The following is a 25,682-nucleotide window of genomic DNA, read 5'->3' on the forward strand; positions in this document are numbered from 1 at the left end:
AACGGCATCTCGATCGAATACCATGTGATGCGCCACGTCCATAACCTCGAGACGGTCAACACCTACGAGGGCACCCACGACGTCCACGCCCTCATCCTGGGCCGCGCCATCACGGGTATCCAGGCGTTCTTCTGAGCGAGCCGCCTCGACGTGGGATGCGACTGAACTCTCCATTTGCGTCATGGCCGGGCCTGTCCCGGCCATCCACGTTCTGGTCGCGCGAAGAACGTGGATGCCCGGCACAAGGCCGGGCATGACGAAGTCAGCAAGGTATGAGCAAGCAATGTCCGACAACGACGACGTCCCGTTCAACCGCAACTTTCCGCTGCAGCCCGGCGTCGTCGAGGAAGTGCGCCCCGGCGTGCGGCGTGTGCTCTGTAACAATCCGAGCCCGTTCACTTTCACCGGCACGGTCAGCTACATCGTCGGCAAGGGCAACGTTGCGATCATAGATCCCGGCCCTGACGACGAAGCGCATGCGGCGGCGCTGCTCGATGCGGTGCGCGGCGAGACGGTGAGCCATATCTTCGTTACCCACACCCACCGCGATCATTCGCCGAACACCGCGCGGATCAAGCAGGCAACCGGCGCGCCGGTCTATGCCGAAGGCCCGCACCGCGCCTCGCGCCCGCGCTTCGAAAGCGAGAAGCACAATCCGGAATCCGGCGCCGACCGCGATTTCGCGCCCGATGTCAGGATCGCCCATGGCGACGTGATCGAAGGGGACGGCTGGCGTCTCGAGGCCGTGGCGACGCCCGGCCACACCGCCAACCATCTCGCATTCGCCTGGCCGGAGCGAAAGTTCAATTTCGTCGGGGACCACGTGATGGGTTGGTCGACCTCGATCGTGGCGCCGCCCGACGGCTCGATGATCGACTACATGGAGTCGCTGGATCGCCTCGCCGCGCGCGAGGAGGATCTCTATTTCTCCGGCCACGGCCCTGAAATCCCGGACGGCCAGCGCTTCGTGCGCTTCCTGATCCGCCACCGCAAGGCGCGCGAGGCCTCGATTCTGCATCGTCTGGCCAAGGGCGAGGCCGACATCCCGACCATGGTGCGTGCGATCTATATCGGCATCGATCCACGCCTGACGACGGCCGCCGGCTATTCCGTGCTGGCGCATCTGGAGGATCTGGTCGCCCGTGGCGTCGTGGCGACGGAGGGCGATCCCGTGATCACGGGGACGTACCGAATGGCGAACGGCTAGCCTCTCGTCATTCCGGGGCGATGCGGAGCATCGAGCCCGGAATCCATCGGGCCGCAGCGTTCGTCGATGAATGGATTCTCAGATGCGCAATTGCGCATCATAGCTCGCGCTGTCGCGCGCCCCGAAATGACAGCGGGACTATTTCTTCACCGTCTTCGCCGGCGCCTTCGGCGGCGTCACCGGCGTCTTCTTCACCGGCTTCAGCGCGTCGGCGTCGGCAGCGGTATTGAGATCGTCGATGAACTTGGTGACGCGCGCGGCGTTGCTGCCGAGGTCGCTCTCGAAATAGCGCGAGGCGGAGCGGATATCGACGCGGGAATCGTCGCCGTCGGGAACGACTCGTATCGAGACGTCCTCGCGGAAGCCCATGATCGGCGTGCGCGCCACCGCTTCGATGCGGCCGATACGGCGCGGCGGCTGCGGCGCGCGCTCGTCGATGACGAGCCATTTGCGCTTGTTGACGAGCTGGAGCGCGACCGCATAGGCTCGCTCTGCGGGGATCTCGAGCTCGATCGGCTCGATCTCAGGATAGAACTGACGCTGCTGCTCGGCCGAATAGAGGCCGGCATAAACAGCTGTGTTGGTACCGTCGCCGGTGCGCAGACGCGCCAGCGCATCGAACCGCGGCGGATCGATCGGATCGGTCGTGACGTCGTGGATCGCCGGCAGCTTGCGGTATTGCAGGCCGAGATAGGCGGGGTAGGCGAGGATCGCTCCGTTGATCAGGAAGGCGAGCAGGATGCGCCCCATCCCGCGCGAGCCGTTCTGCCAGATCGCGGCAAAGCCGGCGAGCCCGAACAGGATCGAGAGCCCGGCGATCGCGAGCCCGCCGAAGAAGGTCGCGAGCGCCGGCTTCATCTCGAGGAAGCCGAAGCGGACGATGATGATCGACACCAGCACCGCCACCACCGCGAACACAGCCAGATTGCGTGCCCAGCTCGCGAGGCTGGACACGGGCTCCGACTGATAGGGAGCAGAAAACCTGCGGGCCATCGGGTGAGCTCTGCCGGGGTCTTGGGGCGGTGCCGGCCGATTTGGCGCGACGATGGGGCGTTGAGACCACGCCCCGGCGGCAAATTCAAGGGAGACCGGACTGTTGCTGTCCGTCATTCCGGGGCGCCCGAAGGGCGAACCCGGAATCCTAGGATTCCGGGGGGATTCCGGGTCTGGTCCTTGCGGACCATCCCGGAATGACAGTGTGTGCTTGGCCCGCTACGCCGCAGCGTTCGGGAAGCGGTAATCCTTGAACTGGTCGCGCAGTGCCGTCTTCAGGATCTTGCCGGTCGCCGTATGCGGGATGCCGTCGACGAAAGCGACGTCGTCAGGCATCCACCATTTGGCGATCTTGCCGTCCATGTACTTCAGGATGTCCTCGCGGCTCGCCTGCTGGCCCTGCTTGAGCTGCACGATCAAAAGCGGCCGCTCGTCCCATTTGGGGTGGAACACGCCAATCACGGCGGCTTCCGCCACGGCTGGATGGCCGACCGCAAGGTTTTCGAGGTCGATCGAGGAGATCCACTCGCCGCCGGACTTGATCACGTCTTTGGAGCGGTCCGTGATCCGCATGTAGCCGTCCTCGTCGATGGTCGAGACGTCGCCGGTGTCGAAGAAGCCGTCCTCGTCGAGGATGTTGGTGTCGACACGGTAATAGGCCTTGGCGACGGCGGGGCCGGAGACCTTGAGGCGGCCGAAGGTCTTGCCGTCCCAGGGCAGCTCCTTGCCGGCATCATCGGTGATCTTCATCTGCACGGCGAAGGGCGCATAGCCCTGCATCTGCAGAACGTCGAGCCGCGCATCGCCGGTCGCATTCTGGAACGGCGGCTTCAGCGCCGCGACACTGCCGATCGGGCTCATCTCGGTCATGCCCCAGGCGTGGCGGACGCTCGAGCCCATGTCGAGGAAGGCCTGGATCATCGAGCGCGGCATCGCCGAGCCGCCGCAGATCACCATCTTCAGGTCCGGCAGTTTCAGATTATTGGCGGCCATGTGCTGGATCAGCATCAGCCACACCGTGGGCACACCCGCGGTGTGGGTCACCTTCTCGGTCGAGAGCAGCTCGTAGACCGAGGCGCCGTCGAGCTTGGCGCCGGGCATGACCAGCTTGGTGCCCTGCGATGGCGCGGAGAAGGCGATGCCCCAGCTATTGGCATGGAATAGCGGAACCACCGGCAGCATCGTCTCGGACGCGCTGGTGCCGAGCGCGTCGACATTGTTCGCCATCAGCGCGTGCAGCACGTTGGAGCGATGCGAATACAGCACGCCCTTCGGATCGCCCGTGGTGCCGGAAGTGTAGCACATCGCGGCTGCTGTGTTCTCGTCAAAGTCCTTCCATTTGAACTTGCCGTCGGCCTCCGCGATCCAGTCCTCGTAGGCGACCACATTCTTCAGCGTGGTCTGCGGCATGTGCGCCTTGTCGGTGAGCACGACGTAGCGTTCCACGCTTCCCAGCTTGTCGGCGATCTTCTCCAGGACCGGAACGAAGGTGATGTCGGTCATCACGATGCGGTCCTGCGCATGGTTGATGATCCAGGCGATCTGCTCGGGGAAAAGACGGGGATTGACGGTATGGCAGATGGCGCCGATCCCCATGATGCCGTACCAGACTTCGAGGTGGCGCCAGGTGTTCCAGGCGATGGTGGCGACGCGGTCGCCGAATTTGATGCCGTCGCGCTCCAGCATCTGCGAGACCTTGAGCGCGCGCTTGTGGACTTCGGCATAAGTGGTGCGATGGATCGGTCCCTCGACCGATCGCGTGACAACCTCCTGCTTGCCATGAATCTTCGCGGCGTGTTCGATGATCCGGTGGCAGAGCAGGGGCCAGTCTTGCATCAAACCAAGCATTCAGACATTCCTCCGAGAAGCCGCTGGGCGCGTTGTCGCTCAGCGCAGGGCCAAAGAATTGTCATGAGTTTTAGCCTGCCGGACTTTCGCCGCAAATGGTCTTATCGCGGCAATATGTCCGCCGGTGCGGCAATGGTTACCGTCGCGCTCGGGCTGTCGCTTGTGCTCGCCGATAGGGCGGAGGCGAGAAAGTATGCTCCGCCGCTGGATATTTTCGGCATTGGTCCGCCGCGGCCGCGTGCGGCGGTTCATTCGGCCAAGACCCCCTTACCCAAGACCCCGTTACCCAAGATCCCCTTACCGAAACCCCGCCCCGAGGAGGCCCCCAAAGCATCTGACGAGCCCGCGCCGGAGGCCGAGGGCAAGCCTTCCCCCGACAAGCCTGGCGCCGAGAAGCCTGCCGAGGCGGCGCCGTCACCCGAGAAACAGGCCTCGGCCTGCCGGCTGGCGCTGACCGACGACATCGCGATCGCGCCCTCGATCCCGGATATCCGCGGCCCCGGTGGCTGCGGCGGCGAGGATCTGGTACGGCTCGAAGCCATCGTGTTGCCGGACAAGCGCAAAGTGGCGGTCAAGCCGGCGGCGATCCTTCGCTGCACCATGGCATCCGCCATCGCCGACTGGGTACGCAAGGACATGGTGCCGCTGGCCGCGCGCCTCGGCTCGACCATCAGCGATCTCGACAATTTCGATTCCTTCGAGTGCCGCGGCCGCAACCGCATTGTCGGCGCCATGCTGTCCGAGCACGGCAAGGCCAACGCCCTCGACGTCCGCGCCATCAAGCTCGCCAACGGGCAGTCGATCGGCCTGACCGACCGCACCGTGTCCCGCGACGTGCGCGAGCGGGTGCTGCATTCGGTCTGCTCGCGCTTCTCCACCGTGCTCGGGCCCGGCTCGGACTGGTATCACGAGGACCATATCCATCTCGACCTGGCGCAGCGGCGCAACGACTACCGGATCTGCCAGTGGAACGTCTGGGATCCCCTGCCGCAAGTCGCCCCGCTTCTGCCCGTGGAACGGCCCGAGGAGGCGCCACCGCGCGAGGTCGCCGCCAAGCCTGAAGCAAAGGATGGAGCCGATGACGAGGCGGCGGAGAAATCCCCTGCGCCCGCGGACAAGTCGGCGGCCGACGGCAACAAAGCCCAGCCACGCAAGCCGGCAACAAAAAAGCGCCGGTGAAACCGGCGCTTTTCCAAAGTCTCAGGCAAGACCGGTTAGTAAGAAGTACCGGAACCGCCACCCTGGAGCGCGAGGCGCGAATTGTAGGGCGAGTCGCCATGCTTCGGCTCGAGCACGACGACGATGGTACCGACCTTGACGCGGTTATAGAGGTCGATTGCGTCCTCGTTGGTCAGGCGGATGCAGCCCGACGAGATCGAGGCGCCGATATATTCCGGCTGGTTGGTGCCGTGGATGCGGAACAGCGTGTCCTTGCCACCGGAGTAGAGATACATCGCGCGGGAGCCCATCGGATTGTCCGGACCGGGCGCGACATAGGTCGGCACACCCAGGCGCGAGATCTCGCCCGGGGTGGGATGCCAGGCCGGCCACTCGGTCATGCTGCCGACCTTGGCGATGCCGGACCATGCCATGGCTTCTTCGCCGACGGTGATGCCGTAGCGGATCGCCTTGCCACCATCCAGCACGTAGTAGAGATAGTGGTTGTCGGAATCGACCACGATAGAGCCCGGCGACTCCTTGCGGTGGTACTCGACGATGGCGCGGCGGAACGGCTCCGCAACCGGGGTATTTTCATACCGTACCTTGGCGAGGAGTTCCTTGTCCTTCTGCTTGAAGGCCTTGGTATCGGTCGCCTCAAAATGTGTGGCCTGCATGCAGCCCGACAGCATCAGGCCAGCGGCCAAAATACCCAGCGTAACTTTCAGCGACGACATGATTTGGTTCCAATCGACAACGACAAGCTTTCGTGGGCCGAGCCAGGCCCAAAAACCACGACTCCGTTGAGGCTATTATCGTTGAAATCTGCCACAATTCCAGCGTTTCGGACCCTTTCCCGCGCTGCGAGACCCAAGCTGTGGTTTTTTTGCCGCAAGTTTTGCGGCCTTGGGCTGGTTTTTGGGCAAAGAATGCTGAACTGTCGATTCCGTGCCACGGTGCCGCCAAAAATGCAGGCGCGTCGCTGATGCGCTTGTCATCATGAACTTGCCAGAATCGCGCTAAGGGCTGTCACTCTGCCGCAGGCCCCCTCCTGGAGTTGTGCATGTTTTCTGTCTTCCTTCCCTTCGAGGGCTCCCTCAAGAAGGCGGTTATCGACGATCTCGGGGCCCTGCCGGAGCATGCGGTCTGGATCGACCTGGTCAACCCGACCGCGGCCGAGGACAAGGCGGTGGAGCGGCTGGCGGGCATCGCCATCCCGACCCGGGAAGACATGCAGGAGATCGAGATCTCCAGCCGCCTCTATATCGAGAACAGCGCGCGCTACATGACCGCGACGCTGATGTGCCACTCCGATACCGACATGCCCCGGACCACGGCGGTAACCTTCATCCTCGGCGACCACCGCCTGGTGACGGTGCGCTACGACCTGCCGAAGCCGTTCGCCCTGGTCGAGGCCAAGCTCGCCCGCTCCTGCACGCCGTCCATTACCGGCGAGATGGTGCTGATGGAACTGCTGGACGCCGTGATCGACCGCTGCGCCGACATTCTGGAGCGCTGCGGTGCCGAGATCGACCAGGTCTCGCACGACATCTTCGAGCCCGAGAGCGAGCGCCATGGCCACGCCAAGCAGTATTCGCAGATCCTGATCTCAATTGGCCGCAAGGGCGATTTGACCTCGAAGGTTCGCGAGAGCCTGGTCTCGATCGGCCGCGTCGTCACCTTCCTCTCCGCTGTGGTAGAGGGCGTGAAGTGGTCGAAGGACATGCGCGAGCAGCTCAAGACCATGCAGCGCGACGTCGCCTCGCTGACCGACCATGCCTCCTATCTCTCCAACAAGATTACCTTCGTGCTCGACGCCATGCTCGGTGTCGTCAACCTCGAGCAGAACAACATCATCAAGCTGTTTTCGGTTATGGCTGTTGTCCTGATGCCGCCGACGCTGATCGCCTCGATCTACGGCATGAACTTCAAGGTGATGCCGGAACTCGAATGGGTCCACGGCTATCCGATGGCGCTGGTGATGATGCTGACCGCCGCCGTCGTCCCGTACTGGATCTTCAAGTGGAAGAAGTGGCTGTAGAGCATGATCCGGACCCGGAGGGCCGCGTTAGCGTAAAGTGCGAAGCGGTTTTCCCTCGCGACAAACTGAGAACGCGTTTGCGCGGAGATCATGCTTAGAACGACAGCCTGACGCTCGTGACGATCCATGCCACTCTAGCAAGATACCTACCGAGACCTTACGCCGGTCGCAGAGACATGGTGGTTGGTGTCGCAGAATAGAGCGGGATTGAGGCCGCGCGGTGATGCGGGCGCTTCGCCCCAATTGCTCCGGTAAAATTTGAGCGGTGGGCTGAACTTTTGCGCGAAACTTGTCTGCGATAAGCAGCGGGTTAGCCGCGAGGAACAACCATGGTTGAAAAACACATAACGACGCCCCGCAACGTCATCGATCTGACGAGCTATCGTCAGGTCCTGGCGAGCGGCAAGGCGCCGTCGTTGTCGGCGCGGATGTGCCGGCACTGTGGTGCTCCGCTGCTCGATGGCGAGAACGACGACGACTGCTCGACTGCAATCAACGTGGCCGCTCCACGGCTGCGCGAACGGTCGCGTCGGATTCGAGTCGATTGAGGAACGGAAGGAAGGGCGGGCGATCCAGGTCTTGCGGCGGCGTTGTCTGGATCGCCTTGCTTCCGCTCTTCGGCAAATCAACTAGCGTTTCACGATCTGCGCCGTCGAGACAATGGTCTCGGCGATGACGCCATCGCGGCTGAACGAAGCCAGGTGCGCTTCGACATCACGCAGCATCGCCTCGACGTTGTCGCCCAATGCATCCGGCGAGGACGACGAGTAGGTGAGTGTGCGCTGCGCCAGGTCCTGCACGCTGACCAGATGGCTGGTCTCGACTGTGACGAGCTCCATGAGCTGAAACGAGCTGCAGCGAAAGAACGCGGGAAGGTCGCGATGGGTCCGCGTGCCCTTGCCGGCCTCCTCCCAGAGCTTGGCCGGCGACCAGCGGCGGCGGACTTCATTGTAACCATCGAGCCACGGGTTGCGGCCGTCGGTGCCGGAGAACGAGGCGCAGATCACGATCGCGCCGTCGCGTGCGACCAGCCGATCGAACAGCGCGATCGTCAGGTCGCGATCCATCCAGTGCAGTGCTCGCCCGATCGTCACAACGTCGAAGGTGCCGATGTCGAGGGCAAGCGTCTCGGCCTTGCCCTCGATCAGCGTGAGCGCATGGCCTGCAGATGCAGCCGCGCGGCGCGCGGCCTCGAGCATTGCGGGTTCAGGGTCGACGCCTACGATGCGGCCGACATAGCCGGCGAAGCCCAGCGCCAGCAGTCCGGGTCCGGTGCCGAGGTCGATCAAGGCGCTTCGCTTGGAGAGGCCGAGCTTTTGCGCGGCGCTACGGAAAAATTCTGGCGGATAAGGCGGCCGCAAGTGCTCGTAGAGTGACGCTGTGCTCGCGAACCGGCCCATCCTCCGCCTTACGTCTTCTGCCTACACGTGCTGGCCGCCGTTGATGTGGATCTCCGCGCCGTTGACGTAGGACGAGGTGTCCGTGCACAGCACGTAGATGATCTTGGCGACTTCGTCGGGCGTGCCGAGCCGGTGCATCGGGATCTGCTGGTCGACGATCTTCTCGGTGCCCGGCGACAGGATCGAGGTGTCGATCTCACCCGGCGCGATCGCGTTGACGCGCACGCCGACGCGGCCGAAGTCGGAGGCCATCTCGCGTGTCAGCGCGGCGAGCGCGGCTTTCGAGGTGGCGTAGGCGGCGCCCGCGAAGGGATGCACGCGCGAGCCCGCGATCGAGGTGACGTTCACGACCGATCCCTTGGCCGCCTTCAGCTCCTCGATCAGCCCGCGCGCCATCATGATAGGCGCAAAGAAGTTGACGTGGAAGACGTGTGTCCAGGTGTCGAGGTCGGTGTCGACGGAGCCGAGCCGCGCGCCGCCCGGTCCCTTCGGCGATATCGCGGCGTTGTTGACCAGCGCATGCAGCGTGCCGCCTGCGAGCCGGCGGCGGATCTCGGTGATCGCGCGCGCAGTGTCCGCGGGATCGCCGAGGTCGACCTGGATATGGTCCTCAGGGCCAGCGTCCCACGGGCAGTCCTCCGGAAAGGGATGCCGCGAGCAGGTGAGGACGCGCCAGCCCGCCGAGGAAAAGCGGATCACGGTAGCGTGGCCGATGCCGCGGCTGGCTCCGGTCAGAAGGAGCGTGCGACGTGGCACGTTGGACGAATGCGGCATGGACATCTTTCAGGTCGGCCCAAGGTTCAAAGAAAGGCTCAAGGGTACATCCGCGTCTTGGACCACGGCTGGCCGGCCGCGTCACGACGAAATTCGATGCGATCGTGCAGGCGGAATGCGCGGTCGTGCCAGAACTCGATGCGCACCGGCGTGATACGCCAGCCACTCCAGCCCGGCGGCCGCGGCACCTCGCCGATGACGTATCTGGCGGCGACCTTGGCGATCGCCTGCTCGAAGGCGAAGCGGCTCTCCAGCGCCTCGGACTGCTTGCTCGCCCAGGCGCCGATCTGCGCTTGCTTGGGGCGGGTAGCGAAATAGGCATCGGCTTCGGCATCGGTCACCGGCGTCACGTTGCCGCGGATGCGAACCTGACGGCGCAGCGACTTCCAGTGAAAAAGTAACGCCGCCTTAGGGTTTGCGGCGAGTTCGCGGCCCTTCTGGCTGGCGATGTGGCTGTAGAAGACGAAACCCTCGGTATCGAAGCCTTTCATCAGCACCATGCGCACATCCGGCAGCCCGTCCGGATCGACGGTTGCGAGCGCCATGGCGTTCGGATCGTTCGGCTCGCTCTTGATCGCTTCGTTCAGCCAGGCCTCGAACAGCGCAAATGGCTCGTCGGCGGCGGTGAAATCACCGGATGTTAAGGGTGTCTGGTGTTTCATCGAGGTCGTGTCGCTCATGTCTGGAGTCCGAGTTGCGTCCCGCGGCCCAAAACGCGTTGTTGTCCGCTACCGCCCTATATAGGGCATGGGGACGCGTTGGCCTATCGGCGATCCGGTCCTCCGGCTTTATCATGACGATGATTCTGATCGGGTTAGGCACCGGCGGCTGCAGCGTTTCCCGCAACGACGCCAGTGCCTATGCCAAGGCCGATGACAGTGACCTCACCGGCTCGATCGCGCGGCCGACGAAGAACGCCCCGCCGACCGAGACCGATCTCGCCTTCGCCCGCAACGCCGCCTCCGACGTCCTCAGCAAGGGCGACAAGGATTCCAGCCAGCACTGGGAGAATCCGGAAACCGGGGCGCGGGGCTCGGTCACCCCGATCGCGCAATCCTATGCCGCCGAGGACGGCCGCAAGTGCCGCGACTTCCTGGCGAGCTATGTCAATGGCAGCACCGAAAGCTGGCTCCAGGGCGCCGGTTGCCAAAGCAGCCGTGGCCGTTGGGAGATTCATACGCTAAAGCCGTGGCGGAGCTAGGAATCGCTTCACCCGACTAGTTGCAAAAATGCCACTCGCCCCCCCACATGAGACGCTGGTGGGGCGGGGAGCCCTTTGAACATACCGATTTCCCAAGAGGAGACGTGACGGATGCGCGACCCCTATGAGGTCTTGGGGGTGCCGCGGAGCGCCAGCGCTGCCGCGATCAAGAGCGCCTATCGCAAGCTTGCCAAGAAGCATCATCCCGACAGCAACAAGGATGATCCCAAGGCCGCCGAGCGCTTCTCCGAGATCAATTCGGCTAACGAGATTATCGGCGACGAGGACAAGCGCAAGCAGTTCGACCGGGGCGAGATCGACGCCGAAGGCAAGCCGCGCTTCCAGGGCTTTCCGGGTGGCGGCGGGCCGCGCGGGCGCGCGGGTCCCGGCGGGTTCGAGAGCTACACGTTCCGCAGCGGGGGCGCAGGCCCCGGCCAGGGCGCCGGCGCGTTCGAGGACATCCTCAACAGCATGTTCGGCGGCGGAATGCGCGGCGCGCGGCCCGGGGCCGGCGGCGGTGCCCAGTTCGAATTCGATACCGGCGGGATCGGGCTCGATCTCGACGTCAACGTCGCCATGTCCGTCTCCCTGGAGGAGTCGGTCAAGGGTGGCGAGAAGCGGGTCCGGCTGCCGAACGGCAAGGAGCTCAACGTCAAGATCCCGGCCGGCGTCACCGAGGGTCAGCAGATTCGGCTGCGGGGGCAGGGCGAGAGCGCGCAGGGCCATCCGCCCGGCGATCTCCTGATCACCATCAGCATCGCGCCGCACCCGTTCTTCAAGGTCGAGGGCGCCGACCTGCGGATCGACCTGCCGGTCACGCTCTACGAGGCGGTGCTCGGCGGCAAGGTCCGCGTGCCCACGCTCGGCAATGCCGTGGAGCTATCGGTTCCGAAAAATACCTCCAGCGGCCGGACCTTCCGCCTCAAGGGCAAAGGCCTGCCGAAAGCTGGCGGAACCGGCGATCTCTTCGTCATCATCAGGATCATGCTACCGGACGGGAACGACGCCGAGCTTGAGGCGTTGATGGAAAAGTGGCGGGACCAACACCCCTACAATCCACGTAGCGGGCTTGGTTAGGGCGAGATCGCAATCCGAAGGGGTCTCCGAAGGTCGAGGTCTAGAGCATTCTCCCAGCAGATGATGCTCATCACACGCCTGAAGCGTAATAGCGCTTCTCGGCTCATGTGCTCGACGTATCGGCTGTCCGGCGGGGCAGCCGATAATAAGGTGCGGCCTCGAGAGGGGGACCAGCGCGGTACCAAAAACCCCAATCGAGGCCGCCCGCGTCGATCGGCGGATCGAACGCGGCTCATCTTCGCGTGATCATGCGGTGCGATAATGAGACGCACCCATGTCTTGATTCCAAATTTTCAATGTCGGAATCGAGGCGCCGCGCTCACGTGGTTGTCTAGCCGCCATTCTTCTCCGTTTGGTCGTAGACGGCCTGTGCGACCTTGGTCAGCCGGTCACGGTCATTGCCACCAGTGACGACATAGCCGACGCCGCGATCGGCCCAGAACAGCGATCCGTCCCTGTCCGCCTTGGCATAGCGCATCTGGGTCGCACCGCTCTCGGTCTTGGCGGTGTAGATCGTGAAGCGCTCGCCCGAGGGTCCCTCATACATCAGGAACGACGCCGGGCCGCTCGGCCCCGGCAGCAGCCGGCCGCCAACGAGCTTGAGCCCGCTCGCTTCCAGGTTCGGTGCGAACACGGTCCAGCCGCAGCGCTTGGTCAGCCAGGCCTGGAGATGGTCGCGCTCATTGCCGGGCACCTCGACGGGGTGGCGGACCTCGACGACATAGAGGCGGTGCGCGTCGAGTGCATCCTCAGTGAAGCTCTGGAAGGTCGATGGCACGGCCTTCGCGCCGTGCGCGACCCAGCCGACCGTGCTGCCGGCGAGGAAGGCAACCAGCACAGCCGCGGCGGCGCCATAGAGCCATTGCCGGGGGCGGCGCTCCAGCCGTTCGAGCTCCAGCCGGGCCGGCACCGATTCCTGGGCGACAGCGTCGTAGCGGGCATGCAGCATCTCGGCCATGGCGCGCCAGGACTGCACGCGCTCGGCATCGTCGGGGTGGACGGCAAGCCACGCCTCGACATCGGCGCGGCGCTCGGCCGGCAGCTCGCCGTCGACATAGGCGTGCAGTTCGTCCTCGGTCACTGAAATCCTGTGGTCGTTCATATCGATCGTCTCTGGCTCTGCGGCCCAAAATATCTTACGCGGTTCAACTGCGCTGTTTCCCTCTGCATGCCGGGGGGCGCGACGCGATGCATCAATCCTGTCATCATTTCACCCGCCTGAGCGCGGGGCGCTCGCCCTCCAGCGATGCTTTAACGTGGGCGCGGGCGCGCGCCAGACGGGACATTACGGTGCCGATCGGCACGCCCTGGATGTCGGCGACCTCGCGGTAGCTCATGCCTTCCAGCATCACCAGCAGCAGCACCGAACGCTGCTCCTCGACCAGCGTCGCCAGTGCCTTCTCGATGTCGCGCCCTTCGGCTTCCGTCCCGCTGGCATCCGGGTTGTTTTCCGTGAGCTGCATGAATTGCGGCCGCCTTGCCAGCGAGCGCCGCCGGTTCTTGTTGAGGTTGGTGAGGATGGTGTAGAGCCAGCTCCTGACGTCACCTCCGAGGAACAGGCGCTCCGAACGCAGCGCCCGCACCAATGTATCCTGCACCAGGTCGTCGGCCGCATCCGCATCGCGCGTGAGCGCGCGGGCGTAGCGGCGCAACGCCGGGATCATGGCTTCCACACTCTGGCGAAACGCACTCATGCCGTCTTTGATGTCCTGCCGTTCGGCGCGAGCGCCACTACCATCATAACACCCGAATGGAACGGCTATTCCGGTCCTCGAAACAGCGTTAACGCCGCGTATTAGGACTGTACCGCGAAGGAGGGCTGGTGTACCTCCAGACCTCAACGAGAGCTCGACGGGACGTTAGCAAAATGGCGCAGAATTCAGGTCTGATGCAGGGCAAGCGTGGGGTGATCCTCGGCGTTGCCAACAACCGCTCGATCGCCTGGGGCATCGCTAAGGCATGCCACGCAGCCGGCGCCGAGCTCGCCTTCACCTATCAGGGCGATGCGCTGAAGAAGCGCGTCGAGCCGCTCGCCGCCGAGATCGGCGGGCTCGTGCTCGGCCATTGCGACGTCACCGACGCTGCGACCATCGACGCGGCCTTCGCGGTGCTGAAGGAGAAGTGGGGCAAGATCGACTTCCTGGTGCACGCGATCGCCTATGGCGAGCAGCTCGACGGCCGCTACGTCGACACCACGCAGGAGAACTTCACCAAATCGATGCTGATCTCCTGCTATTCGTTCACGGCGGTGGCGCAGCGCGCCGAGAAGCTGATGACCGACGGCGGCTCGCTCATCACGCTCAGCTATTACGGCGCCGAGAAGTGGATGCCGCATTACAACGTGATGGGCGTGGCGAAGGCGGCGCTGGAAGCCAGCGTACGTTATCTCGCCGCCGATCTCGGTGAGAAGAACATCCGCGTCAACGCCATCTCGGCGGGGCCGATCAAGACGCTCGCCGCCTCCGGCATCGGCGACTTCCGCTATATCCTGAAGTGGAACGAGTACAACGCGCCGATGCGCCGCAACGTGTCCACGGAGGACGTCGGCGGTAGCGCGCTGTATTTCCTTTCCGACCTGTCGCGCGGCGTCACCGGCGAGGTGCATCACGTCGATTCCGGCTATCACGTGCTGGGCATGAAGCGCCCGGACGCGCCGGACATCTCTCTCGGCGGCAAGGACTAATCTTTATCTGCAATGCCCGTGCCCACGATCTACTTCCTTCGCCACGGCGAGACCGAGTGGAATGCGCTCGGGCGGCTCCAGGGCACCAAGGACATCCCGCTGAATGTGCGCGGCCGCGGCCAGGCCGTGCAGGCTGCCGGCATTCTGGCCGATCTGTTCAGGCGCGACGGCAAGGACAAGGCGGCGCTGCCCTACGTGTCGAGCCCGCTGGGGCGCGCGCGCCAGACCATGGAACTCGCACGCCGCAAGCTCGAATTGCCGGTCGCCGACTATTCGCTCGACGATCGCCTGCGCGAGATCGGCTACGGCGTCTGGGAGGGGCTGACGCTCGCCGAAAGCGAGGCCTCCGATCCCGAGGTCTATGCCAGGCGCCTCGCCGACAAATGGACGGTCGCGCCCGCGGGCGGGGAGACCTACGCCGCCGTGCAGTTGCGCATGCGCGATTGGTACGAGTCGCGTCTGGTCGATACCGTCGCGGTCGCGCATGGCGGCACCTGCCGGGCCCTGATGGTGGCCCTTGGCATCGAGACCCCTGCCAGTGCCGCCGAGCTCTATATCGAGCAGGGCGCCGTCTACGTGTTCGGCGACGGCCGGCTGGAGAAGCATAGCTAACCCCGCCTGCAGTCATTCCGGGGCGGCCGACGGGCGAGCTATGGTGCGCAATTGCGCACCTGAGAATCTCGAAATTCCGGGCTCGATGCTTCGCACCGCCCCGGAATGACGGGAACAGGGTTGAATGCGGTGTTTCCGGGCGCTACCACAAGTCAGAACTGACTTACGAGAGACGGATGTCCTTCAACACCTTCGGCCATATGTTCCGCGTCACCACCTTTGGCGAGAGCCATGGGGTGGCAATAGGCTGCGTGGTCGATGGCTGTCCGCCCCTGATCCCGCTCACCGAGGCCGACATCCAGCAGGACCTCGATCGTCGCCGGCCGGGCCAGTCGCGGTTCACGACGCAGCGTCAGGAGCCGGACCAGGTGAAGATCCTCTCCGGCGTGATGGCGCATCCGGAGACCGGCGTGCAGGTGACGACGGGCACCCCGATCGGGCTCCTGATCGAAAACACCGACCAGCGCTCCAAGGACTATTCGGAGATCAAGGACAAGTTTCGCCCCGGCCACGCCGACTTCACCTATGAAGCGAAGTACGGCCTGCGCGACTATCGCGGCGGCGGACGCTCCTCGGCGCGCGAGACGGCGATGCGCGTTGCTGCCGGTGCGATCGCGCGCAAGGTGGTGCCCGACGTCAGGGTGCGCGGTGCGCTGGTGCAGATAGGTCCGCACAAGATCGACCGCGAGAAGTGGGACTGGGACGAGATCGCCAAGAATCCGTTCTTCTGTCCGGACAAGGACAAGGCAGCGTTCTTCGAGACCTATCTCGACGGCATCCGCAAGAGCGGCTCCTCGATCGGCGCGGTGATCGAGGTAGTCGCCGAGGGCGTGCCGGCCGGCCTGGGTGCGCCGATCTACGCAAAGCTCGATTCCGATTTGGCGGCTGCGATGATGACCATCAACGCGGTCAAGGGCGTGGAGATCGGCGCCGGCTTCGGCGCGGCCGAACTGACCGGCGAAGAGAACGCCGACGAGATGCGCACGGGCAATGACGGTACGCGCTTTCTGTCCAACCATGCCGGCGGCGTCCTGGGCGGCATCTCCACGGGACAGCCGGTGGTGGTGCGCTTCGCGGTGAAGCCGACCTCGTCGATCCTCCAGCCACGTCTCACTGTTGATCGTAAAGGCTCCGACACCGAGATCTTTACCAAGGGCCGCCACGACCCCTGCGTCGGCATCCGCGCCGTCCCCGTCGGCGAAGCCATGATGGCCTGTGTGCTGGCCGATCACTTCCTGCGCGACCGCGGGCAGGTAGGACGCTAGTGCTCCGCGCAACTTGACGATCCCACAACTTCGTCCGCAAATGCGGGCATGGAAACCTCCGAGCTCCAGCGCGTCACCAACTGGCTGATCGACGGCGCGAGGTCGTCGGCGAGCCCGGCCGAGATGATCGCGGACATCTGCAAACATCTGGTCGCCGCCGGCCTGCCGCTGTGGCGGTTCGGAATGTTCATCCGCACACTGCATCCGGAAATCTTTGGCCGTAACTTCATCTGGCGGCCGGGCAAGGAGGTCGAGATCGGCAGCGTCGATTTCGAGATCCTGCACACGCCCGAATTCGCCCGGAGCCCGCTTCGCATCGTGTTCCAGCAGGGCCTGGAGGTTCGGGGCCGCATCGACGATCCCGACAGCAAGCGGTTTCCGTTTCTTGACGACATGCGCGCCGAAGGCGTGACCGATTACATCGCGGTGCCGTTGCCGTTTCTCGATGGCTCAATCCATGCCACGAGCTGGACCACGCGGCATCCCGGCGGCTTCAGCGACGACGACATCGCGGCGATCAGGTCCATCGTGGCGCCGCTCGCGCGCGTCAGCGAGATTGTCAGCCTGCGCCGCACCGCCGCGATGCTGCTCGACACCTATGTCGGCAACCGCGCCGGCGAGCGCATCCTCGGCGGCCAGATCCGTCGCGGCCACAACGACACCATGCAGGCCGCGATCTGGCTCTCGGATCTGCGCGGCTTCACCGCCCTGTCGGACCGGTTGCCGGCCGAGACCGTGGTCGAGATCCTCAACCATTATTTCGACTGCCAGGTCACCGCGATCCGGGGCCACGGCGGCGAGGTGCTGAAATTCATGGGCGACGGCCTGCTCGCGGTGTTCCCGATCGACGAATATGTCGGCGATGCCGCGCATGTCTGCACGCGCGTGCTGGAGGCCGCGCGCGAATCCCGCGCCAGCGTCGAGGCGCTCGCCTTTCCGGTCGGCGACGTCATCGAGCGCTTCCGCTTCGGCGTCGCGCTGCATGTCGGCAACATCCTCTACGGCAATATCGGCGGCGGCAACCGCCTCGACTTCACCTGTATCGGCCCCGCAGTCAATCTCGCGGCGCGGCTGGAGAAGATCGCAGGCCGGTTGGGACGAACCGTCGTGGTCTCGGAAGTCTTCGCCAACGCCTGCCGCCACGGCTGGCGCGAACTCGGCGAATTTCCGATCGCGGGTTTCTCTCAGGCGCAGCGCGTGTATGGGCTGACCGAGGAGACGCCGGTGGTAATGGCCTGACGCACGACGGATTCAAGATCGCTCGTCGTTGCAGGATGAAGGCCTATTCCTCCGGCTCGGTCGTGAACAGCAGCGGATAGCCCTTGGCGCGGCCGGCGTCGGTGGCGCGGGTGGCCTTGGTTTCGGCGACGTCCTTGGTGAACACGGCGACCACGCAGGCGCCCAGCTTGTGGGCGGTGATCATCACCTTGTAGGCCTGATCCTCGGTCATGCGGAACTCAGCCTTGAGGATCATCGTGACGAATTCGCGCGGCGTATAGTCGTCGTTGATCAGGATGACCTTGTGCAGCCGCGGCCGCTCGACCTTGGTCTTGGTCCGCGTCTTCGGCGTCGTGACGGTGTCGTTCATTCCGCCTCCTGGACACGGCGGGCGCGGGTTCCCTGCCGGAGCGATCAGCTCGCGGCCTTCGCACCATATTGCAGGACCTGCACCTTCTCCAAGGTGATCAGCCCGCTCGACATCATGCCATCCAGGATGGGCAGGAATGCGTTGATGTTGTCCTCGCTATCGACGATCTCGATCAGGAGCGGCAGGTCTTCCGACAGTCGCAGGATTTTCGAGGTGTGCAGGCGGCTCGACTTGCCGAAGCCCATCGGCCCGCGCAGCACGGTGGCGCCGGCGAGGTGCCGTTCGCGCGCCTTCATCACGATCGCTTCATAAAGCGGTTTGCCGTCGAAATGGTCGCTCTCGCCGATGAAGATCCGGAGCGAAACTGCCTGATTGGGGATTTGCATGGTCAGCTCCTTGCCAAGCGGTTGTAGCGGCTCGCCATCATATGGCCGAGCCACACCGACACCAGCCAGCAGACGACGGACGCCGCGATATAGGCGAGCGCCGTGTATTTCATGCCGCCATGGAACAGGCGGAAGGTCTCGAGGCTGAAGGTCGAGAAGGTGGTGTAGCCGCCGCAGAACCCGGTCATGACGAACTGCCGGTGCTCGGGCCGCGCCAGCATGCGGCCGTCAGGGCCGGTGAGCGTCGCATAGAAGCCGATGATCAGCGAACCGGTCGCGTTGATGAACAGCGTCGCGAAAGGAAAGCCCGGCCCGGTGTCGAGCGCGAGCCCGACTAGGTAGCGCGCCAGGCCGCCGATGATGCTGCCAGCGGCAACCCAGGCATAAAGCATCGCAACGCGCCGGCGCTCGGCGGAGGAGGGGGAGTTCATCTGCCTCTACCCCCCAAGCCTGTCCGCGAGGAGGAAGCCGCAAGTGACGGCAGTGAGGCACAGCGTGACCGAGAACACCACGTTGCCCAGCGCGTGCATCGGCTCGCCGCCGCGCGCAAGCGTCAGCGTTTGCAGGCTGAAGGAGGAGACGGTGGTGTAGCAGCCGAGGAATCCGGTCACCGCGAACAGCCAAGGAGTGGGCGAGGCGAACATCGAGCCGGGGTGGGTCGCCAGCGCGCCAAAAATGCCGATCAGGAAGGCGCCGCTGACGTTGATGGTCATGGTGCCCCAGGGAAAGGTCTCGCCCAGCCGCCGGGCGACCGCGCCGGAGACGAAATAGCGGGCACAGCCGCCCAGCACGCTGCCGACCACGATTGCGATCGCTCCGCTCAGCACGATGAATAGTCCCCCCGTCATCACTTGTTCTCCGCAGCCAACCCGTTGCCGACAGCGAGCAGCCCCACAAGCGCGACCAGCGCGAAGCCGAGACCCGTCAGGAACGTGTCTGCCGGACCAGAGGCGTCCCACAGCGCACCGGCGATCACGCTCGCGGCCAGCGATGCGAGCCCGGTGAACAGGTTGAAATAGCCGAACGCGGTGCCGCGCAGGCTCGGCGGCGCGGCGTCGGCGACGAGGGCCGAGAGCAATCCTTGCGTCAATCCCATATGCAGCCCCCACAGCGCGACGCCGAGCGCCAGCCCCGCAAGGCTCGGCAGCAACGCGAGCGCAAGATCGGCGCCGGCGAGGAAGACGAGGCCGAGCGCGAGCAGGCCGGTCCGGTTGATCCGGTCCGACAGCACGCCGGCGGGATAGGCTGAGAGTGCATAGACGATGTTCATCAGCACCAGCACCGCCGGCACCCACATCGCATTGAGCCCGATGTTTTGGGCGCGCAGGATCAGGAAGGCCTCGCTGAAGCGGGCGAGCGTGAAGACCACGCCGACCGCCACGACCAGCCAGTATACGGATCCGAGTTGCCGCATCGCGGCGAGATTGAGCGGATTCTTGGCAGGCTCTCGGTTCGGGTCTGGCTCCGGCTCGCTCACGGCAAACGCAATCAGTCCGAAGGACAGGAAGGCTGGGAGCACCGCCACCCAGAACACGGCGGCAAAATTGTCCGCCGTCCACCACATCAGGCCGATTGCCGCGAGCGGTCCGACGAAAGCGCCAGTGGTGTCTAGCGATTGCCGCAGGCCGAAGCTCGCGCCGCGCAGACCCGCTGGCGAGATATCGGCAATCAGCGCATCGCGCGGCGCGCCGCGAATGCCCTTGCCGACGCGGTCGATGAACCGCGCCGCCACCAGCCATCCGACGCTCGGCGCAAGCGGGAACAGCGGCTTGGTGAAGGCGGCCAGACCATAGCCGAGCGCGGCGAGCAGCTTGCGGTGGCCGAGCCAGTCCGACAGCGCACCGGAGAAGATCTTCGTGATCGAGGCCGTCGCCTCCGCAATGCCTTCGATGAAGCCGACGGTCAGCGTCGAGGCACCGAGCACGGTGACGAGATAGACCGGCAGCAGCGCGTGGATCATCTCCGAGGAGACGTCCATCAGCATCGAGACGAAGCCGAGCACCCAGATCCCCCTGGGCAGCCCGGCGCGCGTAGCATTCGGTGTCGTCGTCGTCACGTCCCGACCTTCTCCTTGGTCTTCTTCAGGCAACAAAAAACCCGCCATCGGCGGGTTCGGCCATGCTCCGCCAAAGGCAGAGGCTCAAAAGAATTGCCCCACCTCAAGCAGGAGTCATCAGCCCAATACAGTCTCGACCACCGGGCGGTTGTCGGGGGACTCCATCCCCATCTGGGTGTCCAGCCTAGCATGGAAATCGCGCGGAACAAGTGGGCGGGGGACGCCATCCCACGAGTTGTCTCTCTGTTGAGTTGCCTCTCTCTGACGTGCAATTTGCGTATCTGGGTTCTCGCTTCGCGAGCCCCGGAATGACAGAGTGCGTGTGATCGCTCTTGTTCCAGCGGCGCGACGGTGGCGACACCGCGGCATCTTTGCGCAAGCGCGCAAATTCCTAACTCGAATGTGAAGCACGGGCGATCTTCGCACTTTGCGGCAAGGCGATTGCATGTCACCATCGCGTCATACGACGGGAGGCTGCGATGCGCTTGCTGTTCTCGATCGGGGCTGTGCTGGCGGCCGGCATGTTCGTCGGAGGGGACGTCGCGGGCATCGCGGCACCAGGGCCCAAATTCGAATCGCCCAGATATCAGCCGCTGCCAGCAGCCGACAAGGATGCGCAGACGGTCGACGTCGAGCTGATCCTCGCGGTTGACGTCTCCTACTCCATGGACATGGACGAGCTCGCGATCCAGCGCGAAGGTTATGCGCAGGCGATCCAGTCGAACGAGTTCCTGCAAGCGCTGAAGCTCGGGCCCAACGGCCGGATCGCGGTGACCTATTTCGAATGGGCGGCCTCCAGCGACCAGAAGATCATCATTCCCTGGCGGCTGATCGACGGACCGGAGACCGCGGATGCGGTCGCAGCCGAAATCATGAAGACGCCGATCCGGCGCGCCTCGCGCACCTCGATCTCCGGCGCGATCACTTTCGCGATGCCGCTGTTCGACGAGGATCCCTATCGCGGCTTGCGCCGCGTGATCGACATTTCCGGTGATGGTCCCAATAACAATGGCGGCCCGGTCACGGTGGCGCGCGACGCCGCGCTCGAGAAGGGCATCGTCATCAACGGCCTGCCGATCATGGTCAAGGAGCCGTCCTATTCGACGATGGATATCGACAATCTCGACTATTACTATGAGGACTGCGTCGCCGGCGGTCCCGGCTCCTTCGTCATCTCGATCAAGGATCGCGACAAGTTCAAGGAAGCGATCCGCACAAAACTCCTGATGGAGGTTGCGGGCCGCGCGCCGGAGCGCTCCGTGATGCGGGTTGCCGACAAGGAGCCGCGCGTCAATTGCATGATCGGCGAGAAGATCTGGTCCGACCGCTGGGGACGCTGAGACGCGCTTTTCGCCCGCGAAATGAGCGGATCACCACAAGTCCTTCAGGGTAGCTGCTTACGGCCGCGTCCCGCCTGATTGCGTCAGCCCTTTCAACTGCCGGTCGATCTCGCGCAGGACATCGCAGGCGGGCGCAAAGGCGCCATCGCCGATTAACCGCCAGACCTCCTTTGCTTGCTCGTCCAAATGCGGAATCGTCAGTGGCAGCTGCGCTGCTTCGAATAGCGCGCCCTTTTCGTTGATGTGATAGCGCTCGTTCAGCGCGAACGGCACCTGCGCAACACAGGCGAGCGACCGGTAAGCGCATCCAGCGATATGGGTCTGTTCGCCCCGCGTGATGGCAAGCTCGGCAATCTCGATGCCGAACAGGACCTCCCATTGGAAGCGACGGATCAGAGCATCGCGCAGCGGCCGCGGATATGGCTGCGCAATCGACTTCAGTCTGGCGATGAGGGCCTGCGGATCGTGCAGCGGCTGGCAATAGGCGATCTCGCCCATCCAGATCGCCGAGCAGAAGCCGTGCGGATGGCCGGGTTGGTAGTCCATGGTGACGATGCCAGCGCGGCAGGATTCCATCACAGCTTCGACCGCGTCGGCGCTGCGGTAGAGCAAATCGACCTTGCGGCCCTCTACCGACAGCCATGCACCGCCGACGATCCATGGTCCCCATTCGCCGACCGGAGTTACGGCCGTGGCGGCAGGATTGTCGGCGATCTCTTTTGCGGCGGCCAGCAGCCGCTCGGTATCCAGTGGAATCGCGGCCTTGAAGTAAAGGCCGATATCGTAGTCGGACGCCGAATGTGCGTTGCCTCGCGCACGCGAGCCGCCGAGCACGATGGCCCCAACGCCAGGCACCTCGGCAAAGGCGGATTTCAAGGCAGCGCGAATCCACCGACATGGCGCCGGGCGAGGCTGCGGCGGCATGGCCGCATGCCGCGTCCACGCGCCCGGCGTGATGGAGGTCAGATCCGTGCCTCCAGGATCAGGTTGAACGGTGTTTCGGCGGCGCGGCGGAAGCGCGTCAGACCACCCTCGCTCGCAACCTTGCGCAGCCGTGCCTCGCCGGCTTGCGCGCCGAGCGCGAGGCCGACCTCCTGATCGAGCGATGCCGGCGTGCAGATCATGGTCGATGCCGCGTAATAGACGCGCCCGACCGGGTTGAGATTGTCTTCGAGGCGGTCGCCTGCGAACGGCTCGACCAGCATGCAGGTGCCGTCCTTCGCCATGGTTTGCCGCACATGGCTGATGGCGCCGACGGGATCGCCCATATCGTGCAGGCAATCGAAGAAGCAGACGAGATCGTAGTCCTCGGCCGGATATGTCTTGGCCGTGTGAACCGCGAAGCTGACGCGATCGCCCAGCTTTGCCTCGGCGGCTGCCTTTCGCGCCGCCTCGATCGAGCCCTCGTGATAGTCGAAACCATAGAAGCGGGAATTGGGGAAGGCCTCCGCCATCAACCGCGTCGAGACGCCGTGTCCGCAGCCGACATCGGCGACCCTGGCTCCACGCCTGAGCTTGTCCACGACGCCGTCGAGCGCGGGCAGCCACTCCTGCACCAGATGATGCATGTAGCCGGTGCGGAAGAAGCGGGCCGTGCCACAGAACAGGCACTCGCTGCGCCGGTTCCAGCCGACACCCTTGCCGGACTTGAATGCGTCCGAAATCTTCGGCTCGTCGAGAAACGTCGATGCGATGACGTTGCCGAACGCTCCGAGGAAAACCGGGCTGTCCTCGTCGGCGAGCGCCATCGCCTGCTCCGGCAGCATCGAGAATTTGCCCGAAGCGGAATCGTATTCGATGTAACCGGACGCCGCCTGGCTCGCGAGCCATTCGCGGACATAGCGCTCCGTCGTTCCGGTGGCGCTCGCGAGCTCGGAGGAGCTCATCGGTCCTTTTGTAGCAAGGGCGCGGTAGAGACCGAGCTTGTCTCCAAGCAGCACCAGCGATGCATTCATCGCCGCACCGAACTCGGTGACCATCTTGCCCATAAAGGCATTCAACCTGTCGGAATTGACCTCCATGACAGCCTCCATGCAATGTCGGGCATTTTCAAAAATCTGCGCAATTGCGCACTGCGGGACCGCGCCGGTCGATCACAAACGAAGTGACGGCTCGAGCTTGCGCGTCCTCTATGTGGGTCGATCCCGGGTGCGGGAGGTTCAACGCGTCAGGATCAGGTGATCCTGGAACTCGATGCCGGATGGCCGGCGCCGCGTCGCTGGCATTTGCGCTGTCCAAAGCGTATAATTTCTGCGGTTTTTGATGGTCACCTGAATGTCCAGCCTTGCAAGTTCTTGCGGTCTCGCAACTTTTTTTCGCCGTGCTTTGCCTCGGCGGAGCGTCGGCTCATTCGCAGGTGGCACCCCTGAGGTATTGGATTCCGGGCGGGCCTTTCGGCTTTGGCGGCAGCGTCAGCCAGAGCTCCGACAGCTACGGCAACTTTCCGAGCTTCAATGCCGGCGATGCAGACGGAAGCTACAATTTTCGCCCCGGTTTCTTCGTCGGTAGCGAGCGCGGAAATTTTGGTCTGAGCGGCTTCGGCCAGACCGCGCCGGCCGGCAATTTCAGCGCGCTCTCTTATGACAGCACGCAGTTCGGCTACAACTACAAGACTGCGGGCGGCATGCCCGTCACGTTCTTTGCCGGCTTCGACACGCTGAAATATGGCAATGGCATTGGCAGCTCGCTCGCGCCGCTCACCTCCGGCGCCGCACCCGGCTATGGCGCGTTCGCGGGTGTCGAGTTCAAGCCGACCTCCAACCTCAGCCTGTCGTTCGGCGCAGGTTTCACCCAGCAGCAATCCGGGCGCATGGACAGCGACATCAACTCGTCGATGCTGCCCGGCGAGTCGCCGGCGCTCAGCGGCCTTCGGCGTTAGAGCTGCGTCACCAATTCCGGGGGACGCCGCAGCGATTTCGGCAGATTCGGGCCGGCTCCGAAACGTATCACGATATCGGGACGCCGTTCGCCGAGTCCAAGTGAGGTCGCGAATTGCGGCCGCAGTGCCGCCACCTCGACCGGCTGGTTGACGAAAGAATATTTGAGCCCCAGCGCGGTCGCCTGCAAACCGAAACGCTGGCAGGCGCGGCCGACCGAGATCCAGTGCGATTTGTCGCTGCGATCGGCTGCAAGCACGACGACGCCCGCCGAGCTGTCGAGCTCCTCGCGGTATTTTCTATTCTCCCCGCCTTCGGTGAAGAAGAACCTCAAGAGCGGCCGCGCGACCCATGCAGGGAGGGACGGATTTCCCGAGGCAGGCGAGAACAGCCCGTCCATGGTCGCGAGCGCCTCGGGCTCGTTGAAACGGATCCAGCTTACGAGCTCGCGCATGAAGGCCTTGTCGCGCATCTGCGCTGAATTGCCTTCGAGCACATAGTCGGTGACCTTCGCGATCGCGGCGCGTTCGGTCATCAGGATCGCCGCGACGTTCGGTTCGCGGCAGGCGCTCTCGAGCTGGCGCAAGATCTCGGGCGCGGCCGGCCTGCCGTCGAAGACCGCACGGGTGCATTGCCTGACGGGAATTGCGCGGGCCAGCGCCGATTCTGCCGGCGGGGCTTCCTCGAGGGTGATCACGATCCGGTCGTCGTCGATGACCGGGTTGGCGCGCCAGCCCAGCGTGGACGCTGCGAGGATGAGGTTTTCGGCGGCGCAGCCGAGACTGACGAAGAGGTGATGATCGTCGGGATCGACGGCCGGACAGCGGCGCGCGAAGTCGGGCGCAATCGTGATTTCGTTGCCGCGGGCGAAGAAAATCCACGGCTGGGTGTTGTGGCTGTTGGCCGCGAGCGTCGCAAAACGCACGAGCTCGCGATCTCGCGGCGCAGCTTGCAGCGGAGCCCGTGACGTATTCACCGCCTCGTCGTAGGTCATCGTCGTCGCTGCGGCACGGAGGCCGCTGATGGCAGAAGCGGAAAACCCGAGCGCGGTCGCAATGAACTGTCGCCGGTCAACCACAAGCTTCCGCTCCACACCTCATTGCCCTGGACGCTTTTAGCGCGACCGGACGCCGGCGCGATTGACCGGAATCAAGGTTGGATGGCGCCGCCGGCTCAA

The 25,682-nt window shown here is 64.5% G+C and carries 28 protein-coding genes, 1 pseudogene and 1 riboswitch; of the genes and pseudogenes, 13 read left to right on the forward strand and 16 right to left on the reverse strand.

Features of this window, described 5'->3' with window-relative positions; translation table 11 throughout:
• Positions 1 to 135: pseudogene (locus tag AC630_RS06575) on the forward strand (acyl-CoA dehydrogenase); the annotation flags it as partial.
• Between the two features lie 148 nt (positions 136 to 283).
• Entirely contained in the window at positions 284 to 1,207 is a 924-nt protein-coding gene (locus AC630_RS06580) for an MBL fold metallo-hydrolase (protein ID WP_074117704.1), read from the forward strand.
• A gap of 138 nt (positions 1,208 to 1,345) precedes the next feature.
• Here the strand turns inward: AC630_RS06580 and AC630_RS06585 are convergent, their stop codons facing one another.
• Positions 1,346 to 2,200, reverse strand: coding sequence for a DUF1499 domain-containing protein (locus AC630_RS06585; RefSeq protein WP_074117705.1), 855 nt, complete (start codon positions 2,198 to 2,200; stop codon positions 1,346 to 1,348).
• Between the two features lie 219 nt (positions 2,201 to 2,419).
• A complete protein-coding gene (locus tag AC630_RS06590; RefSeq protein WP_074117706.1) occupies positions 2,420 to 4,048 on the reverse strand; it encodes a fatty-acid--CoA ligase in 1,629 nt (542 codons plus the stop codon).
• Between the two features lie 63 nt (positions 4,049 to 4,111).
• Here AC630_RS06590 and AC630_RS06595 point away from each other — a divergent pair, with 63 nt between their 5' ends.
• On the forward strand, positions 4,112 to 5,227 hold the full coding sequence (locus tag AC630_RS06595; protein WP_074117707.1) for an extensin family protein: 1,116 nt from the start codon (positions 4,112 to 4,114) through the stop codon (positions 5,225 to 5,227).
• A 35-nt stretch (positions 5,228 to 5,262) separates the two neighbouring features.
• Here the strand turns inward: AC630_RS06595 and AC630_RS06600 are convergent, their stop codons facing one another.
• Complete coding sequence (locus tag AC630_RS06600) at positions 5,263 to 5,943, reverse strand: L,D-transpeptidase (protein WP_074117708.1); 681 nt, start codon at positions 5,941 to 5,943, stop codon at positions 5,263 to 5,265.
• Between the two features lie 326 nt (positions 5,944 to 6,269).
• On the opposite strand from AC630_RS06600, the gene AC630_RS06605 reads away from it, so the two are divergent.
• Together AC630_RS06605 and AC630_RS06610 are read left to right on the forward strand one after the other, a co-directional pair.
• A complete protein-coding gene (locus AC630_RS06605) occupies positions 6,270 to 7,247 on the forward strand; it encodes a magnesium transporter CorA family protein (RefSeq protein WP_074117709.1) in 978 nt (325 codons plus the stop codon).
• 329 nt (positions 7,248 to 7,576) lie between these two features.
• Entirely contained in the window at positions 7,577 to 7,795 is a 219-nt protein-coding gene (locus AC630_RS06610; RefSeq protein ID WP_074117710.1) for a hypothetical protein, read from the forward strand.
• Between the two features lie 81 nt (positions 7,796 to 7,876).
• On the opposite strand, the gene AC630_RS06615 is transcribed toward AC630_RS06610, so the two are convergent.
• The 3 genes from AC630_RS06615 to pdxH form a co-directional block, all read right to left on the reverse strand.
• Positions 7,877 to 8,536 carry a methyltransferase domain-containing protein gene (locus tag AC630_RS06615; RefSeq protein ID WP_245330285.1) on the reverse strand — a complete coding sequence of 220 codons (660 nt, stop codon included), beginning with the start codon at positions 8,534 to 8,536 and terminating at the stop codon, positions 7,877 to 7,879.
• A 132-nt stretch (positions 8,537 to 8,668) separates the two neighbouring features.
• A complete protein-coding gene (locus tag AC630_RS06620; protein ID WP_074117741.1) occupies positions 8,669 to 9,421 on the reverse strand; it encodes an SDR family NAD(P)-dependent oxidoreductase in 753 nt (250 codons plus the stop codon).
• A gap of 38 nt (positions 9,422 to 9,459) precedes the next feature.
• Positions 9,460 to 10,101 (reverse strand): pyridoxamine 5'-phosphate oxidase, encoded by a 642-nt coding sequence (pdxH, locus tag AC630_RS06625; protein ID WP_074117712.1) that lies wholly within the window; start codon positions 10,099 to 10,101, stop codon positions 9,460 to 9,462.
• Positions 10,102 to 10,214: 113 nt separating this feature from the next.
• Here pdxH and AC630_RS06630 point away from each other — a divergent pair, with 113 nt between their 5' ends.
• Both AC630_RS06630 and AC630_RS06635 read left to right on the forward strand, forming a co-directional pair.
• A complete protein-coding gene (locus AC630_RS06630) occupies positions 10,215 to 10,622 on the forward strand; it encodes an RT0821/Lpp0805 family surface protein (protein ID WP_074117713.1) in 408 nt (135 codons plus the stop codon).
• A 111-nt stretch (positions 10,623 to 10,733) separates the two neighbouring features.
• The gene (locus AC630_RS06635) at positions 10,734 to 11,699 is read left to right on the forward strand and encodes a DnaJ C-terminal domain-containing protein (RefSeq protein ID WP_074117714.1); all 966 of its coding nucleotides are present in this window, start codon (positions 10,734 to 10,736) and stop codon (positions 11,697 to 11,699) included.
• Positions 11,700 to 12,030: 331 nt separating this feature from the next.
• Here AC630_RS06635 and AC630_RS06640 read toward each other — a convergent pair whose 3' ends face one another.
• The gene (locus tag AC630_RS06640; protein ID WP_074117715.1) at positions 12,031 to 12,801 is read right to left on the reverse strand and encodes an anti-sigma factor family protein; all 771 of its coding nucleotides are present in this window, start codon (positions 12,799 to 12,801) and stop codon (positions 12,031 to 12,033) included.
• A 103-nt stretch (positions 12,802 to 12,904) separates the two neighbouring features.
• The gene (locus tag AC630_RS06645) at positions 12,905 to 13,393 is read right to left on the reverse strand and encodes a sigma-70 family RNA polymerase sigma factor (RefSeq protein ID WP_011085414.1); all 489 of its coding nucleotides are present in this window, start codon (positions 13,391 to 13,393) and stop codon (positions 12,905 to 12,907) included.
• Positions 13,394 to 13,566: 173 nt separating this feature from the next.
• On the opposite strand from AC630_RS06645, the gene fabI reads away from it, so the two are divergent.
• From fabI to AC630_RS06665, 4 genes are all read left to right on the forward strand, one after another.
• Positions 13,567 to 14,382, forward strand: coding sequence for an enoyl-ACP reductase FabI (gene fabI / locus AC630_RS06650; protein ID WP_074117716.1), 816 nt, complete (start codon positions 13,567 to 13,569; stop codon positions 14,380 to 14,382).
• Between the two features lie 12 nt (positions 14,383 to 14,394).
• Positions 14,395 to 14,994, forward strand: a complete 600-nt coding sequence (locus tag AC630_RS06655; protein ID WP_074117717.1) for a histidine phosphatase family protein — start codon at positions 14,395 to 14,397, stop codon at positions 14,992 to 14,994.
• A gap of 176 nt (positions 14,995 to 15,170) precedes the next feature.
• Positions 15,171 to 16,259, forward strand: a complete 1,089-nt coding sequence (gene aroC / locus AC630_RS06660; protein ID WP_074117718.1) for a chorismate synthase — start codon at positions 15,171 to 15,173, stop codon at positions 16,257 to 16,259.
• A 48-nt stretch (positions 16,260 to 16,307) separates the two neighbouring features.
• Positions 16,308 to 17,498, forward strand: a complete 1,191-nt coding sequence (locus AC630_RS06665; protein WP_074117719.1) for an adenylate/guanylate cyclase domain-containing protein — start codon at positions 16,308 to 16,310, stop codon at positions 17,496 to 17,498.
• Positions 17,499 to 17,541: 43 nt separating this feature from the next.
• Here AC630_RS06665 and clpS read toward each other — a convergent pair whose 3' ends face one another.
• Genes clpS through AC630_RS06690 form a run of 5 tightly spaced genes read right to left on the reverse strand, consistent with a single transcriptional unit; the run spans position 17,542 to position 20,289 of the window.
• Positions 17,542 to 17,847: an ATP-dependent Clp protease adapter ClpS gene (gene clpS, locus AC630_RS06670; RefSeq protein WP_074117720.1), complete on the reverse strand. Its 306-nt coding sequence runs from the start codon at positions 17,845 to 17,847 to the stop codon at positions 17,542 to 17,544.
• 44 nt (positions 17,848 to 17,891) lie between these two features.
• Entirely contained in the window at positions 17,892 to 18,233 is a 342-nt protein-coding gene (locus tag AC630_RS06675; protein WP_074117721.1) for a DUF190 domain-containing protein, read from the reverse strand.
• Between the two features lie 2 nt (positions 18,234 to 18,235).
• The gene (gene crcB, locus AC630_RS06680; RefSeq protein WP_074117722.1) at positions 18,236 to 18,664 is read right to left on the reverse strand and encodes a fluoride efflux transporter CrcB; all 429 of its coding nucleotides are present in this window, start codon (positions 18,662 to 18,664) and stop codon (positions 18,236 to 18,238) included.
• A 6-nt stretch (positions 18,665 to 18,670) separates the two neighbouring features.
• Positions 18,671 to 19,081, reverse strand: coding sequence for a fluoride efflux transporter CrcB (gene crcB / locus AC630_RS06685; RefSeq protein ID WP_074117723.1), 411 nt, complete (start codon positions 19,079 to 19,081; stop codon positions 18,671 to 18,673).
• Entirely contained in the window at positions 19,081 to 20,289 is a 1,209-nt protein-coding gene (locus AC630_RS06690; RefSeq protein ID WP_143197865.1) for an MFS transporter, read from the reverse strand. Before AC630_RS06690 ends, crcB (AC630_RS06685) begins: the two co-directional genes overlap by 1 nt.
• 101 nt (positions 20,290 to 20,390) lie before the next feature.
• Positions 20,391 to 20,467: riboswitch (Fluoride riboswitch) on the reverse strand.
• 301 nt (positions 20,468 to 20,768) lie between these two features.
• On the opposite strand from AC630_RS06690, the gene AC630_RS06695 reads away from it, so the two are divergent.
• Entirely contained in the window at positions 20,769 to 21,629 is an 861-nt protein-coding gene (locus AC630_RS06695; protein WP_074117725.1) for a DUF1194 domain-containing protein, read from the forward strand.
• Positions 21,630 to 21,686: 57 nt separating this feature from the next.
• On the opposite strand, the gene AC630_RS06700 is transcribed toward AC630_RS06695, so the two are convergent.
• Both AC630_RS06700 and AC630_RS06705 read right to left on the reverse strand, forming a co-directional pair.
• The gene (locus AC630_RS06700) at positions 21,687 to 22,553 is read right to left on the reverse strand and encodes a nucleotidyltransferase domain-containing protein (protein WP_074117726.1); all 867 of its coding nucleotides are present in this window, start codon (positions 22,551 to 22,553) and stop codon (positions 21,687 to 21,689) included.
• A 38-nt stretch (positions 22,554 to 22,591) separates the two neighbouring features.
• Entirely contained in the window at positions 22,592 to 23,650 is a 1,059-nt protein-coding gene (locus AC630_RS06705) for a class I SAM-dependent methyltransferase (RefSeq protein WP_074117742.1), read from the reverse strand.
• Between the two features lie 335 nt (positions 23,651 to 23,985).
• Here AC630_RS06705 and AC630_RS06710 point away from each other — a divergent pair, with 335 nt between their 5' ends.
• Entirely contained in the window at positions 23,986 to 24,507 is a 522-nt protein-coding gene (locus AC630_RS06710) for a hypothetical protein (protein WP_502691501.1), read from the forward strand.
• On the opposite strand, the gene AC630_RS06715 is transcribed toward AC630_RS06710, so the two are convergent.
• Positions 24,504 to 25,583, reverse strand: coding sequence for an Acg family FMN-binding oxidoreductase (locus tag AC630_RS06715; RefSeq protein WP_349538096.1), 1,080 nt, complete (start codon positions 25,581 to 25,583; stop codon positions 24,504 to 24,506). The genes AC630_RS06710 and AC630_RS06715 overlap by 4 nt on opposite strands.
• Positions 25,584 to 25,682 lie beyond the last annotated feature (99 nt).

Source organism: Bradyrhizobium sp. AS23.2, from assembly GCF_001908185.1.
Lineage (GTDB): Bacteria > Pseudomonadota > Alphaproteobacteria > Rhizobiales > Xanthobacteraceae > Bradyrhizobium.